This is a genomic window from Burkholderia sp. BCC0322, from assembly GCF_902833045.1.
Lineage (GTDB): Bacteria > Pseudomonadota > Gammaproteobacteria > Burkholderiales > Burkholderiaceae > Burkholderia.
In genome coordinates, this window is record NZ_CADFDU010000014.1 from 1 (window position 1) to 11,384 (window position 11,384).

The window sequence follows — 11,384 nt, forward strand, 5'->3', positions numbered from 1 at the left end:
GTCCATGATTTTTAAAGAGAAAGGAGGTGATTTACAGCCACGGCTTGAGAATATTGTTCTCGGCGGTGGCTGTAGATCACCCCAAAAAGTTTTTGGTGCACGGAGGCGGTGTTTCTCGACGTCGATGGCGTGACGGCCGTCCAGTCGGGTTACGCCGGCGGTCATACGCGCAATCCCGGCTATCGCGACATCTGCGAGGGTGATACGGGCCACGCGGAAGTCGTCAACGTGACGTTCGATCCGGCGCGCATCGGCTATCGCGAGATCCTCGAGATCTTCTTCGCGACGCACGATCCGACCCAGTTGAACCGGCAGGGCAACGACGTCGGCACGCAGTACCGTTCGGTCGTGTTCACCCATTCGGACGCGCAGCGCGAGACGGCGCTCGACGTCATCCGCGAACTGGAGCGCGAGCAGGTATTCGGGCAGCCGATCGTCACGCAGGTCGTGCCGCTCGACGGCAACTACTGGCCGGCCGAGGACTATCACCAGAACTATTACGCGCGTAACCCGGGGCAGGGCTACTGCTCGGTCGTGATCGGGCCGAAGCTCGCGAAATTCCGGCAGAAGTTCTCGCACCGCCTGAAGTCGCTGCGCGGCGCGTAAGCGCGGCCGGCGCAAGCCGGGTATCACGCCGGTATCAAGCCGCCTCGTTGCGCCACTGCGCGCATGCGGCGGCGATCTCGCGCGCAAGCGCGATGCACGACAGCGGCGCGGAGCCTTCCGCCTTGTTGTTGATCGTGATGATCACCGGTTGTCCGGCCAGCGCATAGCGCGCGGCCAGTTCGGCGAGCGCCGAGCGCGTGGCCGGATCCTCGTCGACGAGCTTGTCGAACGGCTCGTACTTCGCTTTCGCCTGTTCGTACTTGAAACCGCCGTGCAGGCTCCAGCGCACGATCAGCGGGCCCGGCGCGTCGCCGTCGAGCAGTGCGAGCGCGGCGGCCTGGCGCAGCGGGTCGGGCATCCGGGCGTGCAGGCCGACGCAGTAGCGCACGCCGAGCGCGGCGAGTGCGCGGATGAAGCGCGGCGTGAGCAGGCTCGCGTCGCGAATCTCGATCGCATAGCGGGTGCCGTCGGCTTCGGGCGGCAGCGGCGGCAGCGCCGCGAAGAATGCGGCCAGCCGGTCGATCAGTGCGGCCGGCTGGGCGAGCAGCGGGTCGGGCAGCGGCGAGAACTGGAACACGAGCACGCCGGCTTTCCGGCCGAGCCCTTCGAGGCACGGCTGCACGAATTCGCGGGTGGCGAGATCCGCGTCCAGGAAGGTCGGGTTCGGCCCCGACGGTTCGCCGCGCCGGCCACGGATGACCGCGTCGGTCACGGAGGCCGGCGCCTTCACGACGAAGCGGAAATCGTCGGGCACCTGCTGCGCATAGCGCAGGTAGTCGGCCACCGACAGCGGGCCGTAGAACGACCGGTCGAGGCTCACGCTTTTCAGCAGCGGATGTGCGCCGTACGCTTCGAGCCCTTCGCGCGACAGCTTGGTCTGCGCGAAATCCCCGTCGTAGACGATGCCGTCCCAGCCGGGGAAATACCACGACGACGTGCCGAGCCGGACGTTCGGCGGCAGGCCGGCCGCTACGTCGGCCACCTCCGGCGCGATCGGCGCGGGCAGCACGCCGCGCCGGGGCCGGCCCTTCTTCGGCGGCGCAGCGGGCGGGGACGGCTCGTCCCACAGCAGGCCGGAAGCGGCAGGCAGTGGTTCGTCTGAAGGAATGGGGCGGGTGCGGATGCGCGGAGCCGGGTGCGCGCTGTCAGACGCGTCCGGGTTCACGGGTTCGCTGGTGTCGGCACGCGGGCCATCGTCGTCGGGCGACGCGCGTGCAGCATCGGCCGGCACGCCGAACAGGTCGAATTGCCCGTCGGCGTGCGGCGCGTTGGCGTCGTCGTCGTGCTGCTGTCGTTGCGGCGGTGCCTTGCGCCGCGTCCTGCCGTCACCCATGCATGCCCAGCGTGAAGCGCTGCCTAGCGCGGCAGCGTGTGTTCGTACATATAGCGCCGCGACCACGGCAGCGTTTTTGCGCTCTGCCCGGCCTTGCGGCACACGATCTGGAAGATCGACACGTCGTCGTGCTCGAACGCATACGCGCAGCCGGCGAGATACACGCGCCAGATGCGGAATTTTTCGTCGTCGACGAGTTGTCGCGCGGCTTCTGCCTTCGCCTCGAAGTTTTCCGTCCAGATGTCGAGCGTGCGCGCATAGTGCCGCCGCAGGCTTTCGACGTCAATCGCTTCGAGCCCGCCGCGCTGCGCGGCTTCCAGCGCGAGGCTGATGTGCGGCAGCTCGCCGTCCGGGAACACGTAGCGGTCGATGAACTCGCCGCCGCCGAGCGCCGTCTCGCCGCTTTCCGCGTCGGTCGACGTGATCCCGTGGTTCATTGCGATGCCGTCGTCGGCGAGCAGGTCATGAACCCGCGAGAAATAGAGCGGCAGGTTCTTGCGCCCGACGTGCTCGAACATCCCGACGCTCGTGATGCGGTCGAACTGGCCGTCGATCTCGCGGTAGTCCTGCAGCCGGATCTCGATCCTGTCCTCCAGCCCGGCAGCCTTCACGCGCGCGGTCGCGAGGTCGAACTGGTTCTGCGACAGCGTGACGCCGAGGCACTGCGCGCCGAACTTCTGCGCGGCGCGCAGCACGAGCGCACCCCAGCCGCAGCCGATGTCGAGCAGGCGCTGGCCGGGCTGGAGCCGGATCTTCGTCAGGATGTGGTCGATCTTCTTGATCTGCGCGGTGGCGAGATCCTCGTCGCCGTTCTCGAAGTACGCGCACGAGTACACCATGTTCTCGTCGAGCCACAGCTGGTAGAACTCGTTCGAGACGTCGTAGTGATACTGGATCGCCTTCTTGTCGGTGTTCTTCGTGTGGCTGAAGTAGCGCTTCACGCGCGCCAGCTTGCTCGCGCTCGTCACCGTGCTGCGCGCGAGCGAGTAGCCGATGTTGATGATGTCCGACACCTTGCCCTCGATGTCGATCTTGCCCTTCACGTACGCCTCGCCGAGATTGTCGAGGCTCGGTTCGAGCAGGAGCGGCAAGGCCGACGCGCTGTTCACCTTCAACGTGACCTGCGGCGCGCTGAAGGTGCCGAAATCGAGTTGATCGCCGTTCCACAGCACGAGGCGCGCCGGTATGTTCGCTTTCGCCCGTACTTCGTCCGCCCACTGTGCCAGCTTCTTTTCCCAGAACATTTGGATTCTCCGTTTGTTCGTTGAATCGAATACAGCCAAGTATCTTGACCGGCGCCCGCCGCTTGCGAGGCGGGCGCCCGGATGCAACACGAGACACGACCGGCGTGCGCCGGCGCCGCGCTTACGGCGACAGGCGCGAGATCGACCAGCCCGGCGACGTGTCGGCGTCGCGCGTGTAGAGCAGGCGGTCGTGCAGCCGCGACGGGCGGCCCTGCCAGAACTCGATCGAGTCGGGCACGAGACGGTAGCCGCCCCAGTGCGGCGGGCGTGGCGGGTTCTCGCCGAAGCGTTCGCTGGCGGCCTTTTCCTGCGCTTCGAGCGTGGCGCGGCTGTCGATCACCGCGCTCTGTTCGGATGCCCAGGCGCCGATGCGCGAGCCCAGCGGGCGCGACGCGAAATAGCGGTCGCTTTCCTCGGCGCTGGTTTTCTCGACCCGGCCTTCGATGCGAACCTGGCGCTCGAGCTCGATCCAGTAGAACAGCAGCGCGGCCTGCGGATGCGCGGCAAGATCGCGCCCCTTGCGGCTTTCGTAATTGGTAAAGAAGACGAACCCGCGTTCGTCGACGCCCTTGATGAGCACGATGCGTGCCGACGGCCGGCCATCGTCGCCGACGGTCGCGAGCGTCATCGTGTTCGGCTCGGGCAGCTTGGCGGCGAGCGCCTCCTTGAACCAGCGGTCGAACTGGGCGAACGGGTCGTGGGCGACATCGGCTTCGTCGAGCGAAGCACGTGAGTAATTGATGCGGAGATCGGCGAGAGTCGTCATGTTATGCAAACGCTTCAATCTGGAACCATTGTAGCCAACGCGCGAGAAACGTGCGTGCACAGTGGCGCGTGCGAGCAGGGAGTTCAGGCAAAATAGAGGGCTGCACGACTTACGTTTTCCTTGCTGCCATGTCCGCCGCCGACGCTGCCCCGCCCAGTTCCTCTGATCTTACCCCGACCCCGCAAATCCAGCTTGACGTGGATCGCGCGCGGCGCTTCGGCGGCGTTGCGCGGTTGTACGGCGCGCCGGCCGCGGCCGCGTTCGAGCGCGCGCACGTCGCGGTGATCGGGATCGGCGGCGTCGGGTCGTGGGTGGCCGAGGCGCTCGCGCGCAACGCGGTCGGCACGCTGACGCTGATCGATCTCGACAACGTCGCCGAAAGCAATACGAACCGGCAGATCCACGCGCTCGACGGCAATTACGGCAAGCCGAAGGTCGACGCGATGGCCGAGCGGATCGCGCTGATCGATCCCGCGTGCCGCGTGAACCGGATCGAGGATTTCGTCGAGCCCGACAACTTCGATGCGCTGCTCGGCGGTGGTTTCGACTACGTGATCGACGCGATCGACAGCGTGCGCACGAAGGTCGCGCTGATCGCCTGGTGCGTCGCGAAGCGCCAGCCGCTCGTCGTGGTCGGCGGCGCGGGCGGTCAGCTCGACCCGACGCGCATCCGGATCGATGATCTCGCGCTGACGATCCAGGATCCGCTGCTGTCGAAGGTGCGCGCGCAGTTGCGCAAGCAGCACGGCTTTCCGCGCGGGCCGAAGGCGCGTTTCAAGGTCAGCGCCGTGTATTCGGACGAGCCGCTGATCTATCCGGAAGCGGCCGCCTGCGACCTCGAGGACGGCGCCGAGCCGTCCGCGGCCGCGCACGTCGCGGGGCTCAACTGTGCGGGATTCGGTTCGAGCGTGTGCGTGACCGCGAGCTTCGGCTTCGCGGCCGCCGCGCATGCGCTGCGTGCGATCGCGGCGCAGGCCGCCGGCTGAGCCGCTGTGAATCGCGGTCGTTGACGCATGCTGCGGCGCGTGACGCGCGCCGTCGTACGCCTGCGGGGCGATTTCGCAGCCGGGCCGTTGCGGCCCGGCCGGTCACGCATCCGTTCAGTTGAGCGCCATGCTCAGCCTGCGCCGCCACCCGGCGACGAGGTCCGGGCGATCGCCGGCCAGCTCGAACACCGAGATCATCGTGCGGCGGCCGAGATCGTCGCCGTACGTGCGGTCGCGCGTCACGATTTCCAGCAACTGCTCCAGCGCGCCTTCATACGCGCGCCGCGCGATCAGGCTCTGCGCGAGATCGAAACGCGCGTCGAGATCGGCCGGGTTCGCCGCGATGCGCGCTTCGAGCGCATCGGTCGGCGGCAGGTCGGCCGTGGCGTCGAGTGCGTCGAAACGGGTCTTGATCGCCTGGTAGCGCGGGTCGCCGTTCTGCACGGTCTGGGGCGACAGGCGCTCGGTCTCGGCGCGCGCGGCGTCGACCTGGTTGCTTGCGAGCAGCAGTTCGATCAAATCGAGGCGCGCGTCGTCGAAGCCGGGGTTCAGCGCGAGCGCCGCCTCGAGGTGCGCGAGCGCGTCGTCGTGGCGCGCCTCGGCCATCGCGTTCTGCGCGGCACGCCGTTCGGCTTCCTCGGGCGCCGGCAGCAGCCGGTCGAGGAATGCGCGCAGCTGGCCTTCGGGCAGCACGCCGACGAACTGGTCGACGGGGCGCCCGTCGGCGAACGCGATCACGTGCGGGATGCTGCGCGTCTGGAAGTGCGCGGCGAGTTCCTGGTTCTCGTCGACGTTGACCTTCACGAGCTTCCAGCGGCCTTCGTAGTCGCCTTCGAGCTTTTCCAGCAGCGGGCCGAGCGTCTTGCAGGGGCCGCACCAGGGCGCCCAGAAGTCGACCAGCACGGGGGCGTCCAGCGACGCCTCGATGACGTCCTTCTCGAATGTGGCAAGCGTGGTGTCCATGTCGTTCTCTTCCGTTCGAATGTCGTCAGGATGGGGGCGGCGCGCCCTTTTTTCAACGCGGCTTCGACTCGGGCAGCGGAATCCATTCGGTCTCGCCCGGCACCTTGCCCATTTCCTGGCGCGTCCAGGCCGCTTTCGCGCGCTCGATCGCCTCGCGGCTGCTGGCGACGAAATTCCATTCGATGAAGCGCTCGCCGTCGATCCTGTCGCCGCCGAGCAGCATTGCACGCGCGCCGCTGCCGCTCGTCAGCGTGACTGCGGCGCCGGGCGCGAGCACGGCCATCTGTTCGGCCGGCACCGGCGTGCCGTCGATCGCGAGTTCGCCGTCGACCACGTAGACCGCGCGCTCCTCGTGCGACGCGTCGAGTTCGAGACGGCCGCCGGCCGCGAATTCGGCCGCGACGTACAGCGTGCGCGAGAACGTCGTGACCGGTGAGCGCAGCCCGAACGCGTCGCCGGCGATCACCGTCAGCGACACGCCGTCCTCGATGCGCTTCGGCAGCGTGTCGGCCGCATGATGCTCGAACGACGGCTCGGTCGTCTCGTGCGCGCGCGGCAGCGCGACCCAGGTCTGGATCCCGTGGACGGTGTGGCCGTTTTCGCGCTGCGCGTCGGGCGTGCGTTCCGAATGGACGATCCCGCGGCCGGCCGTCATCCAGTTCACGTCGCCCGGCACGATCTCCTGCAGCGAGCCGAGGCTGTCGCGGTGCAGGATCGCGCCGTCGAACAGATAAGTGACGGTGGCGAGGCCGATATGCGGATGCGGGCGCACGTCGAGCCCCGTGCCGGGCGGCAGCGTGGCGGGCCCCATGTGATCGAAGAAGATGAACGGGCCGACGAGGCGGGCGGCGAGTGCGGGCAGCGTGCGGCGCACCTGCAGGTTGCCGATGTCGCGCACGTGCGGCTTCAGCAGGGCTTTGATCGGAGCGGTCATGGCGGATCCTGTGGGGGCGGCGGGGGATGTCGGTCATTGTACTGGCCGTCCGCCGATTCCATGCGCGCCGCGCGGGTATCGGACCGGCGGCTGAAAGCCGGTAGACTGGCCTGCTTCTCGGCAAAACGCCGGGCCGCTCCGCATTTTCGCCCCAACGGAAGTCCCGTTCGGCGCCGGCCGCCTCGGGGCGCGCGGCGCAAAGCGACGGGGCCTGGGAGCACCTTGCACAACCATTCGACAATCGAGGAGACGCCGATGATGGCCCCGAAGGACTTGCTGCTTGCGCTGGTCGTGATTCTGGCGTGGGGCGTGAACTTCGTCGTGATCAAGGTTGGCCTGCACGGGATGCCGCCGATGCTGCTCGGCGCGCTGCGCTTCACGCTCGCGGCCGTGCCCGCGGTGTTCTTCGTGCGGCGGCCGCAGATTCCGTGGCGCCTGCTGGTGCTGTACGGCGCGACGATCCAGCTCGGCCAGTTCGTGTTCCTGTTCACCGGCATGTACGTCGGCATGCCGGCCGGCCTCGCGTCGCTCGTGCTGCAGTCTCAGGCGTTCTTCACGCTCGTGTTCGCGATGCTGTTCCTCGGCGAGCGGCTGCGCATGCAGAACCTGCTTGGCCTCGCGATCGCCGCGGGCGGGCTCGTCGTGATCGCGGCGCAGGGTGGCCGCGCGATGACGCTCGCGGGCTTCCTGCTGACGATCTGCTCGGCGGCGATGTGGGCGTTCGGCAATATCGTCACGAAGAAGGTCGGCCGTGCGAACCTCGTGTCGCTCGTCGTGTGGGCCAGCCTCGTGCCGCCCGTGCCGTTCTTCCTGCTGTCGCTGTGGTTCGAAGGGCCGCAGCGGATCGCGACCGCACTCGCCGGGCTCAACGGCGCGTCGATCTTCGCGGTCGTCTATCTCGCGTTCGTCGCGACGCTGCTCGGCTACGGGCTGTGGAGCCGCCTGCTGTCGCGCTATCCGGCCGCGCAGGTCGCGCAGTTCTCGCTGCTGGTGCCGATCGTCGGCCTAGCGTCGTCGGCGCTGCTGCTCGACGAGCATCTGACGCGCGCGCAGCTGATCGGCGCGGCGCTCGTGATGGGCGGGCTCGCGGTGAACGTGTTCGGCGGGAAACTGATGCGCCGCTTCGCGGCATCGTGACGCGCCGGCACGCACTGCGTGCCGGCGGCGGGGAAGGGGCGGCGCTCAGGCCATCCGGTTCTTCGCGAGCGGGGGATTCGCGGCGAAATAACGCTTGATGCCGCGGAAGATCGCGTCGGCCATCTGGTCGCGATAGCCGTCGTCGTTCAGCCGGCTCTCCTCTTCCGGGTTGCTGATGAAGGCCGTCTCGACGAGGATCGACGGAATGTCGGGCGCCTTCAGCACCGCGAATCCGGCCTGTTCGACCGAGCCCTTGTGCAGCTTGTTGATGCCGCCGACTTCCTTCAGCACGTAGTTGCCGTAGCGCAGCGAATCGCGGATCTGCGCGGTCGTCGACATGTCGAACAGCGCGCGGCTCACGGCCGCGTCCGTCGTCTTGATGTTGATGCCGCCGATCAGGTCGGACGAGTTTTCCTTGTTCGCCATCCAGCGCGCCGCGGCGCTCGTCGCGCCGTGATCGGACAGCGCGAACACCGACGAGCCGCGCGCGGACGGCGTCGTGAACGCGTCCGCGTGGATCGACACGAAGAGATCGGCGCCGACGCGGCGCGCCTTCTGCACGCGCACGTTCAGCGGCACGAAGAAGTCGGCGTCGCGCGTCATCATCGCGCGCATGTTCGGCGCGCCGTCGATCTTCGCGCGCAGCTTCTTCGCGATGTCGAGCGCGATGTGCTTCTCGTACGTGCCGCCGCCGCCGATCGCGCCCGGATCCTCGCCGCCGTGGCCCGGATCGATCGCGACCGTCAGCAGGCGAACGGTGCCGCCCTTGCCGGATTTCGGCGCGGTGAACTTGTAGGTGTCGCCGTCGTCGTCGCTGTCGTCGCGGCGCGCGATGACGGGCGGCGGCTTGACGGCCGGCTTCGCGGGCGTCGAAGGCGTGGCCGCGGCGGGCGGCGTGTGCGGCGTGGCCGGCGTGTTCTGCGCGAAGCGCTGGAAGAACGCGTCGCTGTTGTCGCCCGCGGCGGGCGGCGGGGTACCCGGACCGGCCAGCGTGGTCGGCGGCTGCATCTGCTGCGCGCGCGCGGTGTCGTTGAGCGCCTGCTCCTTGCGTTCCGTCTGCGCGATCAGGTCGGACAGCGGATCGGGCGCGACGGCCGGATACAGGTCGAACACGAGCCGGTACTTGTAGGTGCCGACCGGCGGCAGCGTGAACACCTGCGGCTTCACCGAGCCTTTCAGGTCGAACACCATCCGCACGACGTGCGGCTGATACTGGCCGACGCGCACCGACTGGATCTGCGGATCGTTCGGCGCGATCTTCGACACGAGGTCGCGCAGCGCCTGGTCGAGGTCGAGGCCGGTCAGGTCGACCACGAGACGGTCGGGCCCCTGCAGCAGCTGTTGGCTATTCTGCAGCGGCTGGTCGGATTCGATCGTGACGCGCGTGTAATCGCGTGCGGGCCACACGCGCACGCCGAGCACCGACGACGCGTGCGCGAGCCGCGGTGCGACGAGACCGAGCACCAGCGTCGACGCGCCCGCGCACAGGATTTGGCGGCGCCGCCAGTTGTGCGTCGCGGTGGCCGCCGATTCGATCGAGCGGAACGGTTTGATCAACATCTTTCGAGACATGCCTTTCCTGAAGCGCTGTACGCCCGGGCGGTGAGGGCGCGGCCGTCGCCATCCACATCGAGCGAGAAAACCAGATCGGGTACGCCGAGCAGCGTGCCCGCCTGTTGTGGCCATTCGACGAGGCAAATCGCGCTGGAATTGAAATATTCGCGAAAGCCTGCGTCGGACCATTCGGCCGGATCGTTGAAACGATACAGATCGAAGTGATAGACCTCGAGTTCCCCATCGTCGCGTTCGAGCGCATACGGCTCGACGAGCGTGTAGGTCGGGCTGCGCACGCGCCCCGTGTGGCCGAGGCCGCGCAGGATCGCGCGCACGAGGGACGTCTTGCCCGCGCCGAGATCGCCGACCAGCTGGATCTGCAGCCCGTCGAACGCATGCGCGCGGGCGAGCTCGGTGCGCGCCGCATCGAGCGCGTGCGCGAAGCGGGTGCCGAAGGCCTCGGTCGCCGCTTCGTCGGCGAGCGCGATCACGCGCTCCGCGAGCAGGGCGGGCAGCATGGCGGCGTGAGGCGGTTGGCTGGGCGTGGCTGGCATTCTCGTAAAATAGTGCGATGAACCGATTACCGGAACTCGCCGCATCCGACAGGCCTTCGACTCGTGCCGAAGGCGCGGCACCGTGCGCGCTCGACGATGCGGCGTTGACTGCGCTCGCCGCGCGCATCAGGGCGTGGGGGCGCGAATTGGGTTTCGGGGCGATCGGCATCAGCGATACCGATCTCTCGGATGCCGAAGCAGGCCTCGCGGCCTGGCTGGAAGCCGGATACCACGGCGAAATGGATTATATGGCGAAACATGGGATGAAACGCGCGCGTCCGGCCGAACTTGTGGCCGGTACGCGACGCGTGATTTCCGCCCGGCTCGCCTATCTGCCGGCCGAAACGCTCGCCGCCGGCGCACCCGGCGACGAGCCGGGCGCGCTCGTGCCGCACGACTGGCGCGCGCGCGAACGCGCCCGGCTCGACGATCCGCAGGCGGCCGTCGTGTCGATCTACGCACGCGGCCGCGACTATCACAAGGTGCTGCGCAACCGGTTGCAGACGCTCGCCGAGCGCATCGAGCAGGAGATCGGCGCGTTCGGCTACCGCGTGTTCACCGATTCGGCGCCCGTGCTCGAGGTCGAGCTCGCGCAGAAGGCAGGCGTCGGCTGGCGCGGCAAGCATACGCTGCTGCTGCAGCGCGATGCGGGCTCGCTGTTCTTCCTCGGCGAGATCTACGTCGACGTTCCGCTGCCGACCGACGCGCACACGTCCCCCGACACCGCACCCGAGACGCCCGGCGCGCACTGTGGCAGCTGCACGCGCTGCATCGACGCCTGCCCGACCGGCGCGATCGTCGAGCCGTACCGCGTCGACGCGCGCCGCTGCATCTCGTACCTGACGATCGAACTGAAAGGCAGCATCCCCGAGCCGCTGCGGCCGATGATCGGCAATCGCGTGTACGGCTGCGACGACTGCCAGCTCGTGTGCCCGTGGAACAAGTTCGCGCAGGCCGCGCCCGTCGCCGATTTCGACGTGCGGCACGGCCTCGACCGCGCGACGCTCGTCGAGCTGTTTGCGTGGGACGCGGATACGTTCGATACGCGGATGCAGGGCAGTGCGATCCGGCGCATCGGCTACGAAAGCTGGCTGCGCAATCTCGCGGTCGGGCTCGGCAATGCGCTGCGCGCGGACGCGGGACGGCTCGCGCCGCAGGCGCGCGATGCGATCGTCGCCGCGTTGCGCGCACGGGCCGACGATCCGTCGCCGGTCGTGCGCGAGCATGTCGAATGGGCGCTGCGTGCCGCGTGAAGGCGGCGTAAAGTGTCGTCGGCGCGCGGCCGTGCCGTGCGTATCCATCGGTCA

The 11,384-nt window shown here is 68.4% G+C and carries 11 protein-coding genes; 4 read left to right on the plus strand and 7 right to left on the minus strand.

The genetic code is table 11. The features are described from left to right. Window positions 1-75 precede the first annotated feature (75 nt). On the plus strand, window positions 76-606 hold the full coding sequence (gene msrA / locus HWX39_RS29085) for a peptide-methionine (S)-S-oxide reductase MsrA (protein WP_175971309.1): 531 nt from the start codon (window positions 76-78) through the stop codon (window positions 604-606). 34 nt (window positions 607-640) lie between these two features. Here msrA and HWX39_RS29090 read toward each other — a convergent pair whose 3' ends face one another. The 3 genes from HWX39_RS29090 to pdxH form a co-directional block, all read right to left on the minus strand. Then, window positions 641-1,939 carry a DUF72 domain-containing protein gene (locus tag HWX39_RS29090; RefSeq protein ID WP_175971172.1) on the minus strand — a complete coding sequence of 433 codons (1,299 nt, stop codon included), beginning with the start codon at window positions 1,937-1,939 and terminating at the stop codon, window positions 641-643. Between the two features lie 23 nt (window positions 1,940-1,962). Then, complete coding sequence (locus tag HWX39_RS29095; protein ID WP_175971174.1) at window positions 1,963-3,183, minus strand: cyclopropane-fatty-acyl-phospholipid synthase family protein; 1,221 nt, start codon at window positions 3,181-3,183, stop codon at window positions 1,963-1,965. Window positions 3,184-3,304: 121 nt separating this feature from the next. Next, window positions 3,305-3,949 carry a pyridoxamine 5'-phosphate oxidase gene (gene pdxH / locus HWX39_RS29100; RefSeq protein WP_175971176.1) on the minus strand — a complete coding sequence of 215 codons (645 nt, stop codon included), beginning with the start codon at window positions 3,947-3,949 and terminating at the stop codon, window positions 3,305-3,307. A 128-nt stretch (window positions 3,950-4,077) separates the two neighbouring features. Here pdxH and HWX39_RS29105 point away from each other — a divergent pair, with 128 nt between their 5' ends. Continuing rightward, window positions 4,078-4,935: a tRNA threonylcarbamoyladenosine dehydratase gene (locus tag HWX39_RS29105; RefSeq protein ID WP_175971177.1), complete on the plus strand. Its 858-nt coding sequence runs from the start codon at window positions 4,078-4,080 to the stop codon at window positions 4,933-4,935. 114 nt (window positions 4,936-5,049) lie between these two features. Here the strand turns inward: HWX39_RS29105 and trxA are convergent, their stop codons facing one another. Together trxA and HWX39_RS29115 are read right to left on the minus strand one after the other, a co-directional pair. Beyond that, window positions 5,050-5,898, minus strand: coding sequence for a thioredoxin (trxA, locus tag HWX39_RS29110; protein WP_175971178.1), 849 nt, complete (start codon window positions 5,896-5,898; stop codon window positions 5,050-5,052). Between the two features lie 52 nt (window positions 5,899-5,950). Next, window positions 5,951-6,832: a pirin family protein gene (locus HWX39_RS29115; protein ID WP_175971179.1), complete on the minus strand. Its 882-nt coding sequence runs from the start codon at window positions 6,830-6,832 to the stop codon at window positions 5,951-5,953. Window positions 6,833-7,090: 258 nt separating this feature from the next. Between HWX39_RS29115 and HWX39_RS29120 the strand changes: the two genes are divergently transcribed. Next, window positions 7,091-7,969: an EamA family transporter gene (locus tag HWX39_RS29120; RefSeq protein ID WP_175971310.1), complete on the plus strand. Its 879-nt coding sequence runs from the start codon at window positions 7,091-7,093 to the stop codon at window positions 7,967-7,969. Between the two features lie 45 nt (window positions 7,970-8,014). Here the strand turns inward: HWX39_RS29120 and HWX39_RS29125 are convergent, their stop codons facing one another. Beyond that, window positions 8,015-9,541 carry an N-acetylmuramoyl-L-alanine amidase gene (locus tag HWX39_RS29125; RefSeq protein WP_175971180.1) on the minus strand — a complete coding sequence of 509 codons (1,527 nt, stop codon included), beginning with the start codon at window positions 9,539-9,541 and terminating at the stop codon, window positions 8,015-8,017. Then, entirely contained in the window at window positions 9,523-10,077 is a 555-nt protein-coding gene (gene tsaE, locus HWX39_RS29130; RefSeq protein WP_175971181.1) for a tRNA (adenosine(37)-N6)-threonylcarbamoyltransferase complex ATPase subunit type 1 TsaE, read from the minus strand. The genes HWX39_RS29125 and tsaE overlap by 19 nt, the downstream gene beginning before the upstream one ends. A 17-nt stretch (window positions 10,078-10,094) precedes the next feature. Between tsaE and queG the strand changes: the two genes are divergently transcribed. After that, the gene (gene queG, locus HWX39_RS29135; protein WP_175971182.1) at window positions 10,095-11,330 is read left to right on the plus strand and encodes a tRNA epoxyqueuosine(34) reductase QueG; all 1,236 of its coding nucleotides are present in this window, start codon (window positions 10,095-10,097) and stop codon (window positions 11,328-11,330) included. Window positions 11,331-11,384 lie beyond the last annotated feature (54 nt).